The organism is Geothermobacter hydrogeniphilus (genome assembly GCF_002093115.1).
Taxonomy (GTDB): Bacteria; Desulfobacterota; Desulfuromonadia; order Desulfuromonadales; family Geothermobacteraceae; genus Geothermobacter_A; species Geothermobacter_A hydrogeniphilus.
This window is the reverse complement of sequence record NZ_NAAD01000003.1, coordinates 110,134-130,182: the sequence shown is the minus strand read 5'-3', so window position 1 is coordinate 130,182 and position 20,049 is coordinate 110,134. Positions and strand designations below refer to the sequence as shown.

General features: G+C 61.2%; 20 protein-coding genes. 3 read left to right on the top strand and 17 right to left on the bottom strand.

Features of this window, described 5'->3' with window-relative positions; translation table 11 throughout:
• Position 1: 1 nt before the first annotated feature.
• The 8 genes from mraY to B5V00_RS04000 form a co-directional block, all read right to left on the bottom strand.
• Positions 2-1,078 carry a phospho-N-acetylmuramoyl-pentapeptide-transferase gene (gene mraY, locus B5V00_RS04035; RefSeq protein WP_085009477.1) on the bottom strand — a complete coding sequence of 359 codons (1,077 nt, stop codon included), beginning with the start codon at positions 1,076-1,078 and terminating at the stop codon, positions 2-4.
• 8 nt (positions 1,079-1,086) lie between these two features.
• Entirely contained in the window at positions 1,087-2,475 is a 1,389-nt protein-coding gene (locus B5V00_RS04030; RefSeq protein ID WP_085009476.1) for a UDP-N-acetylmuramoyl-tripeptide--D-alanyl-D-alanine ligase, read from the bottom strand.
• The gene (locus B5V00_RS04025) at positions 2,472-3,980 is read right to left on the bottom strand and encodes a UDP-N-acetylmuramoyl-L-alanyl-D-glutamate--2,6-diaminopimelate ligase (protein WP_085009475.1); all 1,509 of its coding nucleotides are present in this window, start codon (positions 3,978-3,980) and stop codon (positions 2,472-2,474) included. The genes B5V00_RS04030 and B5V00_RS04025 overlap by 4 nt, the downstream gene beginning before the upstream one ends.
• A gap of 36 nt (positions 3,981-4,016) precedes the next feature.
• On the bottom strand, positions 4,017-5,996 hold the full coding sequence (locus B5V00_RS04020) for a penicillin-binding protein (RefSeq protein ID WP_085009474.1): 1,980 nt from the start codon (positions 5,994-5,996) through the stop codon (positions 4,017-4,019).
• Entirely contained in the window at positions 5,996-6,313 is a 318-nt protein-coding gene (gene ftsL, locus B5V00_RS04015; RefSeq protein WP_085009473.1) for a cell division protein FtsL, read from the bottom strand. Before ftsL ends, B5V00_RS04020 begins: the two co-directional genes overlap by 1 nt.
• A 22-nt stretch (positions 6,314-6,335) precedes the next feature.
• Positions 6,336-7,277, bottom strand: coding sequence for a 16S rRNA (cytosine(1402)-N(4))-methyltransferase RsmH (gene rsmH / locus B5V00_RS04010; protein ID WP_085009472.1), 942 nt, complete (start codon positions 7,275-7,277; stop codon positions 6,336-6,338).
• 6 nt (positions 7,278-7,283) lie between these two features.
• Positions 7,284-7,739: a division/cell wall cluster transcriptional repressor MraZ gene (locus B5V00_RS04005; protein ID WP_085009471.1), complete on the bottom strand. Its 456-nt coding sequence runs from the start codon at positions 7,737-7,739 to the stop codon at positions 7,284-7,286.
• Between the two features lie 276 nt (positions 7,740-8,015).
• Positions 8,016-9,281 carry an HlyC/CorC family transporter gene (locus tag B5V00_RS04000; protein ID WP_085009470.1) on the bottom strand — a complete coding sequence of 422 codons (1,266 nt, stop codon included), beginning with the start codon at positions 9,279-9,281 and terminating at the stop codon, positions 8,016-8,018.
• Between the two features lie 196 nt (positions 9,282-9,477).
• On the opposite strand from B5V00_RS04000, the gene ligA reads away from it, so the two are divergent.
• Entirely contained in the window at positions 9,478-11,496 is a 2,019-nt protein-coding gene (gene ligA / locus B5V00_RS03995; RefSeq protein ID WP_085009469.1) for an NAD-dependent DNA ligase LigA, read from the top strand.
• Complete coding sequence (locus B5V00_RS03990) at positions 11,493-11,768, top strand: acylphosphatase (protein WP_085009468.1); 276 nt, start codon at positions 11,493-11,495, stop codon at positions 11,766-11,768. Before ligA ends, B5V00_RS03990 begins: the two co-directional genes overlap by 4 nt.
• Before the next feature lie 491 nt (positions 11,769-12,259).
• Here B5V00_RS03990 and rsmI read toward each other — a convergent pair whose 3' ends face one another.
• From rsmI to B5V00_RS03970, 4 genes are all read right to left on the bottom strand, one after another.
• A complete protein-coding gene (rsmI, locus tag B5V00_RS03985; protein ID WP_139800641.1) occupies positions 12,260-13,069 on the bottom strand; it encodes a 16S rRNA (cytidine(1402)-2'-O)-methyltransferase in 810 nt (269 codons plus the stop codon).
• A 169-nt stretch (positions 13,070-13,238) separates the two neighbouring features.
• Positions 13,239-15,182 (bottom strand): NAD(+) synthase, encoded by a 1,944-nt coding sequence (locus tag B5V00_RS03980; RefSeq protein ID WP_085009466.1) that lies wholly within the window; start codon positions 15,180-15,182, stop codon positions 13,239-13,241.
• 771 nt (positions 15,183-15,953) lie between these two features.
• The gene (locus B5V00_RS03975) at positions 15,954-16,322 is read right to left on the bottom strand and encodes a YraN family protein (protein ID WP_085009465.1); all 369 of its coding nucleotides are present in this window, start codon (positions 16,320-16,322) and stop codon (positions 15,954-15,956) included.
• Positions 16,319-16,960, bottom strand: coding sequence for a ribonuclease HII (locus B5V00_RS03970; protein ID WP_281249642.1), 642 nt, complete (start codon positions 16,958-16,960; stop codon positions 16,319-16,321). The genes B5V00_RS03975 and B5V00_RS03970 overlap by 4 nt, the downstream gene beginning before the upstream one ends.
• A 140-nt stretch (positions 16,961-17,100) precedes the next feature.
• On the opposite strand from B5V00_RS03970, the gene B5V00_RS03965 reads away from it, so the two are divergent.
• Positions 17,101-17,292 (top strand): hypothetical protein, encoded by a 192-nt coding sequence (locus tag B5V00_RS03965; protein WP_085009463.1) that lies wholly within the window; start codon positions 17,101-17,103, stop codon positions 17,290-17,292.
• A 280-nt stretch (positions 17,293-17,572) separates the two neighbouring features.
• Here B5V00_RS03965 and rplS read toward each other — a convergent pair whose 3' ends face one another.
• From rplS to rpsP, 5 genes are all read right to left on the bottom strand, one after another.
• Positions 17,573-17,920, bottom strand: coding sequence for a 50S ribosomal protein L19 (gene rplS, locus B5V00_RS03960; protein WP_085009462.1), 348 nt, complete (start codon positions 17,918-17,920; stop codon positions 17,573-17,575).
• Positions 17,921-18,025: 105 nt separating this feature from the next.
• The gene (trmD, locus tag B5V00_RS03955; protein ID WP_085009461.1) at positions 18,026-18,769 is read right to left on the bottom strand and encodes a tRNA (guanosine(37)-N1)-methyltransferase TrmD; all 744 of its coding nucleotides are present in this window, start codon (positions 18,767-18,769) and stop codon (positions 18,026-18,028) included.
• A 48-nt stretch (positions 18,770-18,817) separates the two neighbouring features.
• Entirely contained in the window at positions 18,818-19,342 is a 525-nt protein-coding gene (rimM, locus tag B5V00_RS03950; protein WP_172399616.1) for a ribosome maturation factor RimM, read from the bottom strand.
• Positions 19,343-19,350: 8 nt separating this feature from the next.
• On the bottom strand, positions 19,351-19,584 hold the full coding sequence (locus B5V00_RS03945; RefSeq protein WP_085009459.1) for a KH domain-containing protein: 234 nt from the start codon (positions 19,582-19,584) through the stop codon (positions 19,351-19,353).
• Positions 19,585-19,693: 109 nt separating this feature from the next.
• Positions 19,694-19,963 (bottom strand): 30S ribosomal protein S16, encoded by a 270-nt coding sequence (gene rpsP / locus B5V00_RS03940; RefSeq protein ID WP_085009458.1) that lies wholly within the window; start codon positions 19,961-19,963, stop codon positions 19,694-19,696.
• Between the last annotated feature and the right edge of the window lie 86 nt (positions 19,964-20,049).

The window sequence follows — 20,049 nt, the reverse complement described above, 5'->3', positions numbered from 1 at the left end:
ATCACCTCAACTTCAGCGTCGACAGGGCCACCAGCGCCAGGATGATGCTGATGATCCAGAAACGGACAATGATTTTCGGTTCCGGCCAGCCTTTTAGCTCGAAATGATGATGAATCGGCGCCATGCGAAAAATCCGTCTGCCGTAGAGACGAAACGAAGTCACCTGGACAATGACCGACAGCGCCTCCATGACAAAAATACCGCCGACGATGATCAGGACGATCTCCTGCTTGGTGATCACCGCGATGGTCCCGAGGGCGCCGCCGAGGGAGAGGCTGCCGACATCCCCCATGAACACCTGCGCCGGGTAGCTGTTGAACCAGAGGAAACCGAGTCCGGCACCGATCATCGAGCCGCACAGCACCGCCAACTCACCGGCACCCGATATCGAACTGATCTGCAGGTAAGCGGCGACCTTGGCATGACCGGCCACGTAGGCAAAGACCAGGTAGGTGGCCGAGGCGATGATCATCGGTCCGATCGCCAGACCGTCCAGGCCGTCGGTCAGGTTGACCGCGTTGCTCGCGCCGACAATGACCACCATGGCGAAAAGGATATAGAAGGCTCCCAAATCCGGTTTCACCCCTTTGAAAAAAGGGACCGCCAGGGTGGTCTCGAAGGAGGGCAGCAGGTAGAGACTGCCTCCGGCGGCGGCCGCCACCGCCAATTGCCAGAACATCTTCTGGCGCGGCCGCAGCCCGTCACTGTTCTTCAGCTTGATCTTGCGATAGTCATCGACGAACCCGATCGCCCCGTAACCGATCGTCACCAGCAGAGTGACCCAGACATAGTAATTGGTCAGGTCGGCCCACAGCAGGGTCGGCAGGACGATGGCGAACAGGATCAGGGTGCCGCCCATGGTCGGCGTCCCCTCTTTTTTAAAATGCGATTCGGGTCCCAGCTTGCGGATCTGCTGACCGATCTGCAGTTCAGAAAGCTTGCGGATCAGCCAGGGACCGATAATGAACGACAGAACCAGCGCGGTAATCGCCGCGTAAATGGTGCGGAAGGTGATGAAACGGAAGACGTAGAACGCCGAGAATTCCGTGTGCAACGGGTAGAGCAGGTGATACAGCATCCGTCCCCCTAGTTTCCGGCCGAACGCGGTTTGGCCGCGCTGAGCCCTTCGGCAATCCGTTCCATCCGCATACCGCGCGATCCCTTGATCAGCACCCGGTCACCACTGCGCAGAGCCCGGCCGAGACAACTGACCGCTTCTTCGTGGCTGGCGGCAATCCGCACCCGACGGGCACTGAGACCGGCGTCGCGGGCGCCGCGGGCCATTGCCTCGGCCATGTCGCCGAGCAGCAGCAGCAGATCGCAATACTTGGCGGCGAAAGCGCCGACCTCCTGGTGCAGACGCTCACTCTCATCCCCCAACTCCAGCATGTCACCGAGTACCGCCATCCGCCGGCCGCCGCCGTTGAGCTGGTCGAGCGCCTCCAGCGCGGCTCCCATGCTCAGGGGGTTGGCATTGTAATAATCCTTCAGCAGCACCACGCCGTTGTCGAGGGTCACGGCTTCCATCCGACCGTCGAGCGGCCGGTAACTCTGCAGACCGGCAACAATTTCCGCCGCAGGAACATCGAGCGCCACGGCGGTCGCGGCAGCCGCCAGCGCGTTGAGCACATTGCAGCTGCCGGCCACCGGCAGCACCACCGGCAGGATCTCTCCCCGCAGATGTAGATTGAAACGAACCTGGCGGCCACGGGCAACGATCTCTTCGGCCCGTACCTCAGCCTGCCCGGAAAGGCCGAACAACAGCCGCCTGACGCCGTTGGCAACCGGAATCGCCGCTACATGGGGGTCATCGGCATTAATAACCGCAGTTGTTCCGGCCTGCAGGGCGGCAAACAGTTCGCCCTTGGCACGGGCCACGCCGTCAAGTCCGTGCAGGGTTTCGAGATGCGCCGGACCGACGTTGGTGATCAGGCCGATGTTCGGCGCGGCGATCTCCGCCAGGCGGGCAATCTCGCCGCGGGCGCTCATACCCATCTCGACCACCGCCCAGGCGTGATCCGGACGGAGCTGCAGCAGGGTCTGCGGCAGACCGACCAGGTTGTTGAAATTACCGGCCGACTTCAACCCTTCGGCGGTACGGGAGAGAATCGCGGCCAGCATCTCCTTGGTGGTCGTCTTGCCGGTGGATCCGGTGATCGCCACCAGCGGTCCCCGGTAGCCGCGCCGGACCCCGGCGGCCAGATCGCCCAGTGCCCGCAGGGTATCGGCCACCTGGATGACCGGCACCTTCAGACCACCGATGACCTCCTCGCTGAGACAGGCCTCAGCCCCGTTGCGCAGGGCGCGTACCAGGAAATCATGACCGTCGTAGTTCGGTCCGCGCAGGGGAATGAAAAGTTCCCCCGGATGGATGGTGCGGCTGTCGGTGGACACACCGCAGATCTCTCCTCGAGCATTTGCCGGGGTGAGACGACCACCGGTCATATCCGCAATCTGTTGCAGAGACAGTTTCATGGCTGTTCTTTCCGGCGCGCCAGCGCCGCCAGCAGTTGCTCACGGTCATCGAAATGAATCTTCTGCCAACCGACAATCTGGTAATCTTCATGCCCCTTGCCGGCGACCAGCAGCATATCACCGGTCTTCAGCAGTTTTACGGCAACATCAATGGCTTTCCCGCGGTCGGGGATGACCAGGTAACCACGTGCCCCGGCCGCAGCCTGGTCCGGGTCGAGCTCCTGCCGGTCGACCCGTTCCAACCCGGGCAGAATATCGGCGATAATCGCCTGCGGATCCTCAGTACGGGGATTATCGGATGAGACAATCGCCAGATCGGCCAGGCGACCGGCCACCTCTCCCATCACCGGCCGCTTGCCGCGATCACGGTCGCCACCACAGCCGAACAGACAGATGAGACGCTCCGGCTGCAGGCTTTTAAGCGTTTCAAGGGCCTTTTCCAGAGCATCGCCGGTGTGGGCATAGTCAACCAGGAGGTGGGCCCCGAGGTCATTGGCAACCGGCTCAAGACGACCGGGGACCCGGCTGACATTCGCCAGCCCGTCCTCGATCTGTACTTTCGTCAGATCAAGAGCCACACCGACAGCCGCGGCGCACAGCAAGTTGGAAAGGTTGAAATGACCGAGCAACGGGGAGCGCAGCTGCAACTCGCCGTGCGGCGTCATCACCCGCGCCTGGATTCCCTCCAGACCCACCCGTGATGAAAGCAACCGGACCCTGGCGTCCACGTCCCGACCGCAGGTGATCGCCGCAGGAAGCTCTCCGGCCAGGCGCGCGCCATAGGGGTCATCGACGTTGATCACCGCCAGTGGGGCCCTTCCCCCGTCCGGGGACCGGAAGAGTCGGCTTTTGGCGGCGAAATAATCTTCCATGTCACGGTGATAGTCGAGATGCTCTGGAGTCAGGTTGGTAAAGACCGCGACGTCGAAGGAAACCCCGGCCACCCGCTGCTGGTCGAGGGCGTGCGAGCTGACCTCCATCACCAGACTGTCACTGCCGGCCTGCCGGAACTGGTCAGCGAGACGCTGCAGGTCGAGAGACTCCGGAGTGGTGTTGGGGGCCGGATAGCAGCGGTCGGCAAAACGGTAGGCGACGGTGCCGGTAACCGCCGGTCGTCGACCGGCGGCGGTCAGCAGTGCCTCCACCAGGTAGCTGATGGTCGTTTTGCCGTTGGTGCCGGTGATCCCGACCACCGTCATGGCCGCCGTCGGATCATGGTAAAAGGTACGGGCGGCCGCGGCCAGGGCGTGACGCGCATCCCTGACCCGGATCGCCGCAACCGTTTCCGGAAGATTCAGCTCCCGTTCCGAGACCACGGCCGCGGCGCCTGATTCAACGGCATCGGCGACAAAACGATGGCCGTCAGTCAGGGCTCCCGGCAGGGCAAAGAACAACCCGCCGGCAGTCACCCGGCGGGAATCATAGTACAACGCGCCGATTTCAACTTCGCGCACCCCACGCATCTGGAGGGGATGAAGATCGGGTATTATATCGGCAAGTCTCATCGGTATCCCTATTGTCCTACCCTCACGGGGATAAAGTCAAAGCCGGCGGCTGAAGGATTGGGTCAGCCGGACCCAGGTTTCGCTGCCGTAACTGACCTTCTGCCCCGGGCGGGGGGATTGTTCAACCACCCGGCCGCTGCCGCGCAGACGAACATTCAGTCCGGTCCGTTCCATGGTCTGCAGGACCTGCCGCATGCTCATACCGATGAAACTCGGCATCAGCGGCGCACCGTCAGCGCCATTGGCAACCCTCGCCACCGGCATCACCGGCGCGGTATCCTTCACCAGGACCGGCAACGGTGCGAGTCGCGGTCCATTGATCGGCCTCCGGGGAGCCACCTTCATCTGCGCCAGTGCCTGGCTGGCGATGCGGGAAAACACCGGCGCAGACACCAGACCACCATACGATTTTCCCTGTGGTTCATCGATCATCACCAGGATCACCAGGCGGGGGTCTTCAGCCGGAACAAAACCGGCAAAACTGGCCAGGTAGCGATCCCGGGAATAACCACCGGTCACCGGGTCGACCTTCTGCGCGGTACCGGTCTTGCCGGCGACCTTGAATCCGGGCACCGCCGCCAGGGTTCCGGTACCACCCTTTTCAACCGCCCCTTCCAGCATCCTGGTTACAATCGCCGCGGTCTCTTCGGAAATGACCCGCCTCACCACCTCGGGTCCATGCGACTCGACCACCTGCCCATAACCGTCGACCACCCGCTCCACCAGATAGGGACGCATCAGGGTGCCGCCATTGGCGATGCTCGCCAGGGCGGTCGCCAGTTGCAGCGGCGTCACCATCAGCCCCTGCCCGAAAGAGATCGCCGCCAGGTCGACATCAAACCATTCCTCCGGCGGCCGCAACAGCCCGGGGGATTCTCCCGGCAATTCGATACCGGTCACCGAACCGAAACCGAAATCGCGCAGCGCCTGGTAGAAACGTTCCCGGTCCATCGCCTGGCCGATCTTGGCGGCGCCGATATTGGAACTGTACTTGAGGATCTCGGCGACACTCAACCTGCCATAGGGATGGTGGTCATGAATGGTCTTGCCGCCAACCCGGTAAACTCCCTTTTCGCAGTAAATAACCTGATCCGGCCGAACAACCTTTTTATCCAGTGCCGCTGCCAGCAGGAATGTCTTGAGAGTCGAACCGGGCTCATAAGCGTCGGCAATCGCCCGGTTGCGATAATTGCCCGGACCGTACTTGCTGAACGCGTTGGGATTGAAATCGGGCTGGCTGGCCATGGCCAGCACCTCGCCCGTCCGCGGGTCCAGAACCACGGCTGAGCCGGACTTGGCACGCACTGCCCTGACCCCCGCCGCAAGCTCCTTTTCAACGATATACTGGATATTTTTATCCAGCGTCAGATGCAGGCTGCCGCCCCTCCGGGCGCCGCTGACCAATCCCTCACCGGCACCGATACCACGACCGAGATTGTCCCGTTCGGTGACCAGAAAGCCACCCTCGCCGAGCACCACGCTGTCGTAACGCAACTCAAGACCTTCGAGCCCGTGCGGATCGAGGCCGGTAAAACCGAGCACCTGGGCACCGAGCGAACCGTTGGGATAATAGCGCTTGTGTTCCTTGATGAAATGCACCCCGGGCACCCCGAGGGATTTCACCCGCATGCTCTCAGCCGGAGAAACCTGTCGCTTGAGCCAGACAAAGCCACGACGTGAGGAAAGCTTGGCCTTCAAAGTCCGCTTCTTCAGGCCGACCATCGGTGCCAGTTCGCGCACCACGGATGCGGTCTTCTTGACCTGGGCTGGGTTGACGTAGATGGAATCAACCTCGATGCTCAAAGCCAGCTCCTCGCCGTTGCGATCGTAAATGGTGCCACGTTGCGGGGTAAGCGGAATCACCCGCTGATGCTGCCGTTCGGCCCGTCGCAGCCACTCCTCCTGCCCGCGCACCTGAAGCAGGTAAGCCCTGACAGCGACCAATCCGAAAGCCACCACGAACAGCAACCCGAAGGCCCTGATCCGCCAGTGGTGTCCCTGCCCCGACCTGGTCATCAACGAACCGGAATGATCTGTCGCGATGTTGGAAAGCGCAATCCCAGATCACGCCTGGCCAGCGCCTCAATCCGGTCCGGTCGACTCAGGCTGGCCGCTTCCAGACGCAACTGCTGTGTCTGCTGCCCCAGGGCGCGCAACTCTGACTCAAGCCGCGAGATGTCGTAATCGAGATTGACCACCTGCAGGCGGGACCAGACGATAAACAGACTTACCGCCAGGACCAGACCCAGAAACAGGAATGTCGGCAGCAACTGGGGACGATGCAGACTGAACCCATTGATTTTCGGGATTGGCTTGAGAAGAGTATCGGCCATACCACCCTCCCTTCACGTAACTTCACAATTTTTCAACGGCCCGCAGAACAGCACTGCGCGCTCTGGCATTCAACTCGATTTCTTCATCACCGGGGCGCCGCACCTTACGGGTCAGGATGCGGACCGCCGGAGTTTGACCACATTGACAGATCGGCAGCCTGGGAGGACAGATGCAGCCGCGGGCCGCCTCCTGAAACGCCCGCTTGACAATACGGTCTTCCAGCGAATGAAAACTGATCACCACCATCCGCCCCCCCCGGCGAAGTCGGCTGATCCCCCGGGCCACGCCCTCGGCAACCTGGTCCAGTTCACCATTGACGTAAATGCGCAACGCCTGAAAAACCCGCGTCGCGGGATGAATCCGACGACTGTCCCGGGAAGCCGGAACCACCTCCTTCACCAGATCGGCCAACTGCCTCGTCGTCACCAGCGGTTGCTCTTCGCGCCGCGCGACAATTCTGCGGGCAATGCGTCTGGCAAAACGCTCTTCGCCGTAAGTACGGAAAATATCCGTCAACTCATCGACGTCCCGATGCGCCAGGACTTCGGCCGCCGTCTCACCGGACTCCCGGTCCATGCGCATATCAAGCGGACCCTCATGGCGAAAGGAAAAACCGCGTTGCGGGGTATCGATCTGGTGCGAGGAAACCCCGAGGTCGAGCAGCATGCCGTCAAGCCGATCAATGCCGAGATCCTCCAGAACCGCTTCAAAATCGGCAAAAGGCGCATGCCGCAACACCACCCGGTCGGCAAAGGGTTCCAATTCGGCCGCCGCCGCGGCCAGGGCCGACCGGTCCCGATCAAGGCCGATCAGGCGTCCATCCGGAGCGCTCGCCTGCAGCACCAGGCGAGCATGCCCACCACCACCGACGGTTCCGTCAAGATAGACGCCGCCGGAGCGGGGAGCGAGAAACTCCAGGACCTCGACCGGCATGACCGAAAGATGCTCGAAGGCCGCCGTCATCAAAAATCAAAGACCAAGGTTGTAGCGGACTTCGGGTTTCTGCTTGAGACGCTCCTGGGCCTCGGCACGCTGAGCGGCATGCTGATTGCGATTCATCAGCAGGATCTTGTTGTTCAGGCCGATTGCCACGAAATCCCTCACTTCACCCACAAGACCGGCATGTTCACGCAGGGAATGGCTGAGCTGCACCCGCCCCTGCTTATCGAAACTGCATTCCACCGCCGGCGAAACCGTTGTCATGTAAAGGTCCTCACGATCCTGGGTCGGCGGCAGCGCGTCAATTCTGGCGACAATTTCCTCCCATTGCGGAACGGGGTAGCAGACGATGCCGCCATCCCCTTCGGTCAACACCAGGCGATTGTCCCCATAAGCCGCGGCCAGCTCGTCACGAAACTTCGCCGGGATGCTCGCCCGCCCCTTGGGGTCGATGGTGTTGTAGAATTTTCCGCGGAAAGTGACCATTGACACCTTTCTGACCTCGTTTAACACCTTTCACCACTTTTCGTGGAAGAATACTGGGAGTCAACCCTCCTGTCAAGGAGATTCAGGCAATTTTTTAAGGGGTTAGGCTGTCTGAAGGAGGGCGGGCGACGGTTCGAAACTGGCGCGGACGAGGAGAACCTGTATCCGTGAGTTTCTGTTGGATGGAGAGCGTGAGAGACTCACGGAGTGAGGAAAATAAAAACAGGCTTAAGAAAAGGAAGGATCAGCGGCGAAAAGCAGGTCGAAAAAAACGGATCAACCCTGGTCCCCTGAGGGAGAGGAAGGCAACTGCATCTCGATTTCCTCGATACGACGTTCCACCATCTTGCGAACGACAAAGGTTACGCCATCGGCCCGGCAACTCTCCCCGGGGCGCGGAATGCTGCCCAGGGTGCGCAACACGAATCCGGCCAGGGTGGTGGCGTGGGTCTCGGAGAGATCCAGACCGAAGCGACGATTGACAGTGCGGATCGAGGCGCTGCCGTCGACCAGGAAACGATCCGGTTCGATTTCGCGGAAAAGGATTTCCTCGGCATCGTATTCATCCTGGATTTCGCCGACGATCTCCTCCACCACGTCCTCAAGCGTGACAATCCCCTCGACCCCGCCGTACTCGTCGACCACCACCGCCAGGTGGATGTGGCGCCGCCGAAAAGACTGCAGCAGTGTTTCGATCTGCTTCGATTCGGGGACGAAATAAGGCGCCCGGGCAAGCTTCCGCAACGAAAACTCGTCGGGACGATGGACGTAATTGAGAATCTCCTTCGAATGAATGATGCCGATGATATTATCCAGCTCACCGTCGAACACCGGAAAGCGGGAGTGGCGTGCCTGCTGCACCGTCTCAAGGACCTTGTCAAAGGGCGTGTCAAGTTCGATGCCGACCACCTCGGTGCGCGGAATCATCACGTCCCGAACCCGGATCTGCGACAGCTCGAAAACACCATGCAGCATCCGGTGCTGCTCCTTGGCCACCACCCCTTCTTCTCCGCCGACGCTGATCATGGTACGGATCTCGTCCTCGGAAATCAACGGGCGTTCCTCCTCGCCCGGCATGACCCGCGTCAGCAGACCGGACAGAAAACTGACCAGGGTCACCAGCGGGAACAGCAGCAACATCACCAGCTGAATCGGCCGCAGGACCAGAAAACAGACCTTTTCCGGATAGCGGGCGGCATAGGTTTTCGGACAGACCTCGGCAAACAGGAGCAGCAACGGGGTCAGAATCAGGATGGTGGCCAGCTCTCCATGCTTGTCAAACCAGGCGATGAAGAGAGTGGTCGCAAAAACCGAGGCCGCAATGTTGACCAGGTTGTTGCCGATCAGGATGGCTGACAGGAGACGTTCAGGATTGCTCAACAGGGATTCGAGACGTTCGGCACCGGGACGTTTCTTTTCCACCAGGTAGCGGACACGCAACCGGTCCATGGCCGTCAGCGCCGTCTCCGACCCGGAAAAGAAGGCCGAAAGCAGAAAAAGAACGAACAGCGCCCCGAGGCGCAGGAGTTGGTCGTCGGGCATGCAGGCTCCAGTAGCTTGTTTGCCGGAGTTTAGCGCATCGAACGCGGGTTGACAATCACCTGGTCCGTCCTGTCGTCGTCCGCTGAACGCGGTGACGATTGAACCGGCCTTCCCCATGTGGTATATCCCAGACATCCTGACTCCGGAGGCAGCACCGGAGTCGACAGTTGCAAGCACCTATCCCAGGAGATCTTCGATGCCCGACGACCAGGTTGTTGCCCGCCACAAGGCACTCTGCCAGGAAATTCTTCGCCACAACCGCCTCTATCACCGTCTTGACGCACCGGAGATCAGTGATGCTGAATATGACCAGTTGTTCCGGGAACTTCTCGCCATTGAGGAACAATATCCACAGCTTGCCACCCCCGACTCCCCCTCGCAGCAGGTCGGCGCCGAACCAGTGGAGAAATTCTCCCCGATCCGTCATGCCCAGCCGATGCTTTCACTGCGCAACGTGCGCAATGATGCCGAACTGCGTGATTTTGACCACAGCCTGCGCACCACTTTTCTCGCCCGCGAAAGCGAACTCGAATACTGCCTGGAACTCAAATTGGATGGACTGGCGGTCGAACTGACCTATCGCGACGGCCGGCTGCTGCAGGCCAGTACCCGCGGCGACGGCATCACCGGCGAAGAGATCAGCGAAAACATCCGCACCATCGCCGGGCTGCCGAAACAGTTGCAGGGGGATTACCCGGACCTGGTCGATATCCGCGGCGAAGTCTTTTTCGACCTCGATGATTTCCGCCGTCTCAACCAGCGCCAGAGCGAAGCCGGGCTGAAACCTTTCGCCAACCCGCGCAATGCCGCCGCCGGCAGCCTGCGCCAGCTTGATGCCGCCGTCACCGCCGAACGACCGTTGCGCATCTTCTGCTACGGAATCGGGCGACTGGAAGGCGCGCAGCCGGAAACCCAGTTCGGGCTGCTCGAAGCGATGGCCCGCTGGGGGCTGCCGGTCAACCTGGAGCAGACCCGGGTGGTCCGGGGTGTCGACGCCGTCGCCCGCCGCTACGCCGAAATTCTCGATTCCCGTGACAACCTGCCCTATGAAATCGACGGCATGGTGATCAAGATCAACGACCTCGCCCTGCAACACGAAGTCGGCGAACTGAGCCGCTCGCCGCGCTGGGCCATCGCCTACAAGTTCCCGCCCAGGCAGGCGGAGACGGTGGTTGAAACGATCGGCCTGCAGGTCGGCCGCACCGGTGCCATCACCCCGGTCGCCCACCTGCGTCCGGTCAGTATCAGCGGTGTCACCGTCTCCCGCGCCAGCCTGCACAACTGGGACGAGATCAAACGTCTCGACCTGCGTATCGGCGACCGGGTGATCGTCGAACGGGCCGGCGATGTCATTCCCGACGTGGTGCGGGTTCTCAAAGACCAGCGCCGGGGGAATGAAACGACCTGCCCCGAACCGACCCTCTGCCCGGAATGCGGACAACCGGTCATACGCCGGGAGGAGGAAGTCGTACCGCGCTGCGGCAATAGCCACTGCCCGGCCCGGACCCTGGAGCGAATCCGCCACTTCGTCTCGCGCAAGGCCATGGATATCGACGGCCTGGGGGAAAAACAGATCGCACAACTGATCGAACTCGGAAAAGTAGAGGATGTTGCCGACCTCTACCTGCTGCGGAAAGAGGACCTGTTCGAACTGGAACGCATGGGGGAGACTCTCGCCGCCAAACTGCTGCAGGCCATCGACGCCAGCCGCACCCGCCCGCTGTCGAGGCTGCTGTTCGGACTCGGCATCCGCCACGTCGGGGAACACACCGCCCGTGTGCTGGCCCGGCGCTATCCCGACCTCGACAGCCTGGCGGCGGCGACCGTCGACGATCTCAAGGCCATCCACGAAATCGGCGACAAGGTTGCCGAATCGCTGATTGACTTCTTCACCGATCCCTGCCAGCTGGCACTGCTGGACAAGCTGCGACGGGCCGGGGTTCATCCCGAGGCCGAGGCGACGGTACAGCAGGACGGCCCATTGAACGGAAAGACCCTGGTCATTACCGGCAGCCTGGAGAGCATGAGCCGCAAACAGGCCGAAGCAAGGGTTGAACAACTCGGCGGCCGCGCCGCCGGCTCGGTCAGTCGCAAGACCGACTACCTGGTGGCCGGCCCCGGCGCCGGCAGCAAACTGGCCAGGGCAGAACAGCTCGGCATCGAAATCCTGGATGAAGAGACCTTTCTACGCCTGATCGGGGAGGAGAAATCATGAGTGAAAGCTGCGCGCACCTGCTGATTTCAGGACGCGTCCAGGGGGTCTGGTACCGCGGCAGCACCAAGGACAAGGCCCGCGAACTCGGCCTGACCGGCTGGGTCCGCAATCTGCCCGACGGCCGGGTGGAGGCCCTGGCCTGCGGCCCGCAGGAACAGGTCGAGGCGCTGGTTCAATGGTGCCACCAGGGTCCGCCGGCGGCCCGGGTCAGTGAGGTGGAGGTGGATTGGCGGGATCCGGGAGAGACTTTCGCCAACTTCAAGATCCGCTGAGAGCGACAAGTCGGGGCAAGACGAACAGAGCAGGCGGGAGCGTCTCGGCCGCCCCCAGCACTACCGTTGAAGGTGGTCGAGACGTGTGCAGATGCAAGGCGCCTCACCGCCTGATGAATGAGGCGTAGCGGCAGCTACGTCGGAATGACAAAGGTGGTGAGCAACGCAGCAGATGCGTGCGTCTCGGCCGCCCTCGTAGAAAACCGCGGTGCTCTCGTTGCAACGCCCGGCAGTGGTGATACGTGAGCCTGTCTACGCAGGGAGGCAAACAAACGGGCTACGCAGGGGAACCATTAAAACCAAAAGACACAATCCGGTAATAGCTCTTCAGAACTCAGCCGGATCTCTTCAGCACCACTGCTTCAAGGCGGTCGAGATTCGTGCAGATGCAAGGCGTCTCGCAACTGAAGGAGTGAGGTGTAGCGGCAGCTACTCCGCAGCGACTGAAGGCGCGAGCAACGCAGCAGATGGGCGGATATCGGCCGCCGCCCTCACTTTAAAGCCAGCGCCCGTGCGTAGACCTCACTCCCCGACATCCCGTAAACTTTCGCCAGCTTCCGACTGATCTCCTTCATCGGCTCTCCTGCTTCCAGGGCCGCGCGCAGGACGGTGTCCAGGTCGAGTTCGGGTTCAACCGGTTCCGCCGGGGCCAGCAGCAGCACCACCTCGCCACGCACCTTCTCGGCCCGCCAGCGTTCAGCCAGTTCCCCGGCGCTGCCGCGGCAGATCTCCTCGTGCAACTTGGTCAGTTCCCTGACCACCACCACCTCCCGCTGCGGGCAGAGTCCGGCCAGATCGGCCAGGGTCGCCGCCAGCCGGTGCGGCGATTCGTAGAAGACCAGGGTCCGCTCCTCGCTGAGCAGCGCCGTCAGACGGTCCCGACGGGCCCCGGAGCGGGCGGGCAGAAAGCCTTCGAAAGCGAATCGGTCGGTCGGCAGGCCGCTGACCGCCAGCGAACTGACCGCCGCCTGCGGGCCAGGCACAATGCTGACCCCGATCCCCGCCTCGTGACAGCGACGCACCAACCGGTAGCCGGGGTCAGAAATCGCCGGGGTACCGGCGTCGCTGATCAGGGCGATATCCTTCCCCGCCCGCAGCTCAACCAGCAGCTTCTCTCCCTTGTCCCGTTCATTGTGCTCGAAAAAGGAGGTCAGACGGGTGCTGATCCCGTAGTGCTGCAGCAGCTTGCGACTGTGGCGGGTGTCCTCGCAGGCGATCAGATCAACCTCCTTGAGCACGCGCACGGCGCGGAAGGTCATGTCTTCGAGGTTACCGATCGGGGTGGCGACGAGATAGAGCATAAAGAGGTTCGAGGCTAAAGGTTCAAGGCTAAAGTGAGAGGCCATAAAGCTGCAAGGCTGATCAAAAAGTGTCAGATGCGAGGCGCCCGCAGGCCGAGGAGTGAAGTGTAGCGGCAACGCTCCGCAGTGACAAGGCCAAGGGCAACGAAGCAGATGACGTTTATCAGCCCTACCCCAAAGCCTCAATCTCTGTCAGCCAGAGGCTGACAGCCGCGTCGGACGGCATGCGCCAGTCGCCGCGCGGGGAAAGAACAACACTGCCGACCTTGGGACCGTCGGGCAGACAGGAACGCTTGAACTGCTGACTGAAGAAGCGCCGATAGAAAACCTGCAGCCAGCCCAGAATGACCTTCGATTCATAACGCCCGGCAAAGGCCTGGCCGGCAAAGGCAAGAATCTTGGCGGGCGGATAGTGCAGCCGCACGGCATGATAGAGGAAGAAATCATGCAACTCGTAGGGACCGACCGTTTCCTCGGTTTTCTGGCCGATCTCACCGTTTTCGTCCGGCGGCAGCAGCTCCGGAGAAACCGGGGTGGCACCGATGTCGTGCAATACCGCCCGCGCCTCGCCGCTGAATCCGGTTTCGGCACACCAGTCGACCAGATAGCGGACCAGGGTCTTGGGAACCCCGACATTGACCGCGTACATCGACATGTGGTCGCCGTTGTAGGTACACCAGCCCAGCGCAAGTTCCGACAGGTCGCCGGTGCCGATCACCAGCCCGCCGAGCTGGTTGGCGACATCCATCAGGATCTGGGTCCGCTCCCGGGCCTGGGAATTCTCATAGGTGATGTCGTGATTCTTTTCATCCTGCCCGATGTCAGCGAAATGCTGCCGTACCGCCGCGTCGATGCCGATGACCTGGAGGCTGACCCCCAGCAGATCCGCCAGTTTTTCCGCATTGCCGCGGGTGCGGACGGTGGTGCCGAAACCGGGCATGGTGATCGCCTGGATACCTCGCCGATCGAGGCCGAGGCGATCAAAGGCACGGACCGCGACCAGCAGCGCCAGGGTCGAATCGAGTCCGCCGGAGACGCCGATCACCACCTGGCTGCTGCCAGTATGACGCAGACGGCGGGCCAGACCGGTGGTCTGGATGGCAAAAATTTCCTCGCAGCGAACATCCCGTTCACGGTCACCTTCCGGAACGAAGGGACGCGGCGGAATCGGGCGGGCAAAAATTTTTGTCCGGACATCCTTGAGGACAAAGGGAATCCGGCGGGTCGCCGTGGCCGGACTGTCAGCGAAACTGGCGTTGCGCTGACGTTCCAGAACCAGGCGTTCCAGGTCGACATCGGCGCAGGCCAGCTGACTGTCGAAGCTGAAACGTTCGGTTTCCGCCAACTGCAAACCATTTTCAGCGATCAGACTGTGACCGGCATACACCAGGTCGGTACTCGATTCTCCCGGCCCGGCAGACGCGTAGGCATAGGCTGCCAGGCAGCGCGCCGACTGGGAGCAGACCAGCTGCCGCCGGTAATCCCGTTTGCCGAGAACCTCGGGGCTGGCGGAGGGATTGAGCAGCAGCGTGGCTCCGGAAACCGCCAGACGGCCGCTGGGCGGCTCAACCGCCCAGAGATCCTCGCAAACCTCCAGCCCGATACAACAGGCGGGAAAACCTTCGGCGGCAAACAGCAGATCGGTGCCGACGGGTATCCGCTCACCATCGAGACAGAAAGTATCGGACGTCAACTCACGAGCAGAACTGAACCAGCGCTGCTCGTAGAATTCCGCGGTATTGGGCAGAAAGGTCTTGGGAACCAGCCCGTGGACCCGGCCGGAAGCGATCAGGGCAGCACAATTGAAGAGCCTGCCGTCAAGCGCCAGCGGCAGCCCCGCCACCAGCACCAGGGAGTGTTCGGCGCTCAACCGGGCCAGTTCCTGCAGGGCCTGCAGGGCCTTTTCCTGCAGCAACGGCTGATAGAACAGATCGGCACAGCTGTAGCCGGTCAGGCAGAGTTCGGGCAACAACAGCACTTGCGCCTTGCGCTCGGCAGCCTGCCCGGCCAGTCCGACAATCTGCCGCAGGTTGAAATCAATGTCGGCCACCCGCAGTTCGGGGGTTCCCACCGCAACCCGCACCAGCCCCAGTTTTCGCAAAGAATAGCTCATCTCTCTCCTGCCATCTGTCGTGTGCGACAACCTAGAATCAGTGAGTTCCTGTCGGATGGAGAGTGCAAGTACCTGGTCTGAATGAGATTTTCAAAAATCTGAAACGCACCCATAGATTCGTTGGCAATTTTGGGAAAGCTCAGGCAGAGCAATGACTTTGTACCGGCCGCCGACAAGGGACTCTCTGACTCAGGTAAGCATAGGGGAAGTTCAGGGAATTGGCAAATTGAACCTCGCCGGAAGAGCATCGCAACTGAAGAGCGCAAGCAACACAGCGGATGGGCGCGTATCGACTGCCCTCGCATAAAACCGCGGGGTCACGGCCCCGCTCGCCGCTCTACTCTTTTGCGCGCCACAAAAGAGTAGGCAGAAAATGGCGCCCGACGAAGCCACCCTGCGGGTTCCTTTACTCCGGCGCCGCCCGGCGGGAGGCATGAAAACTCGGCTGCGCCTCAGACATTCGTCCGACTCTGTCCCGAAACGTCCACCTCTCTTCGGCGGCGACAACACGGGGACAAAAAAATACAAAAACAGAAATGCCCCGAACCCGCAAAATGGTCCAGGGCGGCTCAAATGTCGTTAGGTGCAAGGCACACGAAGACTGAAACCGCAGGCGTAGCGGCCAGCTACGTCGAGGATTGAAGGCTGAGTGTAACGCAGCAGATGACGGCATTTCAGCCGCCCCCGCACCAATGAGGTGTAGCGACAGCTACTCCGCAGCGACCGAAGGTGCGAGCAACGCAGCAGGCGGGTGCGTATCGGCCGCCGTACTCAGAAATCAAGCCCGAAGGCGTTGGGGAGATGCTCTATAAACGCCTCGTCCCGCCACTGCCGAACGGCAATCACATCGAAACGCGGCTGCAGCCGTCCGGCCGGCTGGTTGTTGAGATACCACTGGGCGGTGCGGATGATCTGCCGCTGTTTGAAAATGCCGACCGCTTCCTGCGGCAGGCCGCAGGCCTGGCCGCGACGGGTCTTGACTTCGACGAACAGCAGCAGTCGACGATTGCGGGCGATGATATCGATCTCGCCGACCCGGGTGCGATAGTTGCGCTCCAGAATCCTGAACCCCTGGCGACGCAGGAACAAAACAGCCTGCTCCTCCCCCCAGCGGCCCAGCGCCAGACGCTCCTCGGTCATGATCGCTCGAGATGCTCACGCACCCCACCGAAGGTCCGCCGATGCAGAGGGCAGGGACCATGCTCGGCAATCGCCCGTCGATGAGCGGCGCTGCCGTAGCCCTTGTGGCCGGCGAAGCCGTACTGCGGATAACGCCTGTCGTAGGCACACATCATCCGATCCCGCACCACCTTAGCAATCACCGAGGCGGCCGCAACCGACAAGGAACGGGAGTCACCTTTTTTCAGTGTCAATTGCGGGATCGTCGTCGGGATTCTGGAGATCCCGTCGACCAGCAGGTAATCGGCCGGGCAGCGCAGGCGCTCCACCGCCAGGCGCATCGCCGCCAGGGTGGCCTGGAGAATATTGCGCCGGTCCACCTCTTCGGCCGGCATGATGCCGACCCCTACGGCAGCCGCCTGGGAACGGATCTGCAGAAACAGTTCGGCACGCTTGCGGGCGGTCAGTTTTTTCGAATCGGTCAAGCCCGGCAGATCGAACCGTTCCGGCAGCACCACCGCCGCCGCCACCACCGGCCCGGCCAGGGGGCCGCGCCCGGCTTCGTCGATACCGGCAATGACCCGGTAGCCACGGGAACGGGCCTGCTGTTCAAAATAGAGATCGGTCGGAGCATCGACCGGAAAAAGATCCAGGGTCACAAATCCCTCCATGCGCCACCAGGCCGCCGAACCGCGACGGGGGTGACAACCGGAAAAAAGCCTTTGGCATTTTTAACTCATTGATATAAAATTCGCAAAATCTTTTCCAACCTGCACATTCATGTTTCAAGGAGGCAGCAATGCTACTGGCCTTATTCTTTCTGGCACTTTTTCTCTACCTGGTCTTCATCGTCGACTGGGATGTCGTTCGACCCGCGTTCGCCAAGGGCGGCTGGGTTGTCCTCGGCATCTACTGCCTGATCGCCGTCGGCTATTATGCCGCCAAGGCGAATCATGTGGTTGCAGCAGCCGGCATCAGCCACCATGGGTAGGGAGGGTGAGTGATAAGCACCTGCCTGCTGCGTTGCTCCCGCCGGCAACGGTTCAAGTGATTGATTGTTCAGCAAATCGTCAAGATCTCGAGCAGGTAAATCTCCCATACCATCGTCTCAAGTCACCGGATTTTTTATCAGCCCAATGCGCGGCAGCTGCGTCGCACAAGCGAAGCGGGCCTGCAACGCAGAGTTGATGAAAAAGCCGACACCCTCACACACAAAAAGCCCCGGTGCAAACCGGGGCTTTTTGTGTTGCTTCTGGATCTGTCCGGCAGGCTCAGGCGATCCGCTTCTCGCGAATACGGGCAGCCTTGCCGTGCAGGTTGCGCAGATAGTAGAGCTTGGCCCGGCGGACACGACCGATGGTCAGGACCTCGATCTTTTCCACCGCCGGCGAGTGCAGCGAGAAGATACGCTCCACACCGATGCTGTTGGAAATTTTGCGCACGGTGAAGGTCGAACCGATGCCGCGGTTGACGCGCTTGATGCAGACCCCCTGAAAGACCTGGATACGTTCCTTGTCTCCCTCGGTGATCTTCACATGCACCCGCAGGGTATCGCCCGCCTTGAACGCGGGAATGTTTTTCCTCACCTGTTCCATGCCGATCCGGTCGACAATATTCATCCTGTCCTCCTTATGTGCGATGCTGTTCGCTGTTTGTTTTGACATTTCTTGTCCGCCCCCGGGCCGGCGATCCAACATGACCGTCATCGTTCACCCCGAAAGCTGTCACTCATCTGTCTGGCGGCAGCCTTCACGCAACTGCCGCAAAAATTCCCGATCCTGATCATCAAGCGGGGCTGTCTCCAGCAACTCCGGCCGCCTTTCGAAAGTCCGCTGCAGCTGTTGCCGTCGGCGCCAGCGGGCAATCGCGCCATGGTCGCCGGAAAGCAGCACCGGAGGCACCGCCTGCCCGTTAAACTCCGCTGGACGGGTATACTGCGGATATTCCAGCAGCCCGTCGGAAAAGGAGTCGCCGGCGGCGCTGCCGGCCGCGCCGAGGACATCGGGCAGCAGGCGCGCAACGGCATCGATGATGGTCATGGCGGGCAGCTCACCACCGGTCATGACAAAATCACCGATCGAATATTCATCGTCGACCAGCGAACGAACGCGCTCGTCAATCCCTTCATAACGTCCGCAGACGAAAATAAGGCCCGGTTCACGAGCCAGTTTTTCCGCCTCGGCCTGGCAGAACCTGCGGCCCTGAGGCGTCATCAGCAGCACCCTGGAACCGGGACTGGCACGTCGCAGATCAGCAAGAGCCGCGGCAACCGGATCGACCTTCATCACCATCCCGTCGCCGCCGCCGTAGGGCGTATCGTCTGTCACCTGATGCCGACCCTCGGCCCAGTCACGCAGATTATGGCTGCGCACGCTGATCAGTCCCCGCTGCTGCGCCTTACCGAGAATACTGGCAGAAAAAGGCGATTCGCAAAGCTGGGGAAAGAGGGTCAGAATATCAAAGGTCATAACCTGTCGTCGAACCTGTATTAAACCTGGACTCTGGTTCAGACTGACTCACTGCCCCAGGTTGTCCGGAAACAGACCCTCGGGAACATCGACCTGAAGTGTTCCCCGTTCCAGATCAACGGCTCCGATAAATTCAGGAACGGCCGGGATCAGCACCTCACCATACCGGCCCCTGACCACATAGACCGCATGGGCGCCGGTTTCAAACATCTCTTCAAGCCGACCGATCGGCCCGCGGCCGGTATCAATCACGTCCAGACCTTCCAGTTCAAACCAGAACAGGTCCCCATCGTCCCGCTGCAGAGAAGCGGGATCAACCAGCACCTCGGCGCCAACCAGCGGTTCGGCCCGCTCAATTCGGTCAATCTCCCGCAAACTGACACGCAACCAGCCACGACCGGGAACGATCCTCTGCACCGTCAGGCAATCAGAACCGGTGTCATTCTGACGCAGATAAATGCGGGGCGCTGCCAGTAGAGCCGCCTGGTTGCCGGGATGTCCCTTGATTTTCAAATCCCCGCGCAGGCCATGGGTACCAATCACCCGGCCCAGGGGGCGCAAAGCTGTTTCCAACGGCTGCACTACTCCATAATCTGCAGCGAGGCCCGCTTGCTCTCCCGGGTGGCCTTGGCATTGAGCAGGGTTCGCATCGCCTTGGCAGTGCGTCCCTGTTTGCCGATAATGCGCCCCATGTCCTCCTGGGCTGCGGCCAGTTTGACGAGCACGGTCCCGTCCTCGCTCTCTTCTTCAGAGATGGAAATGGCCTCGGGATTTTCCACCAGAGACTTGGCGATGAACTCGATCAGCTCTTTCATGGGGGTCCGTCCTTTGGTACAGGGGTTGCCCTGGCCTCGGAAACCTGACGGAGAAAATCTCGACGTGAAATCCTCCCCACCCCCATCCGACCTTACCAGATGGAGAGAACTAGGCCTCAGCAGGCTGCTTGAACTTGGCCCAGATGCCGCTGCCACGGAGCAGTGTACGCACCGTGTCGGTCGGCTGAGCACCTTTCTTCAGCCATTCGAGGGTCAGTTCTTCTTTCAGGTTGACCAGGGGTGGATCGACTTTCGGATCGTACTGGCCCAGATTGGCAATGAAACGGCCATCGCGCGGGAAGCGCTCATCGGCGACCACGACCTGGTAAAAAGGCTTTTTCTTGGCGCCGCCACGGGCCAGTCTGATTTTTACTGCCATGTGTGTATCCTCCTGGATCTTCCTCGTTGTAATCTTAGCACTTGTTTCGAGATTGTCTTGTCAGTCAATAACGTGAAGCTGCGACA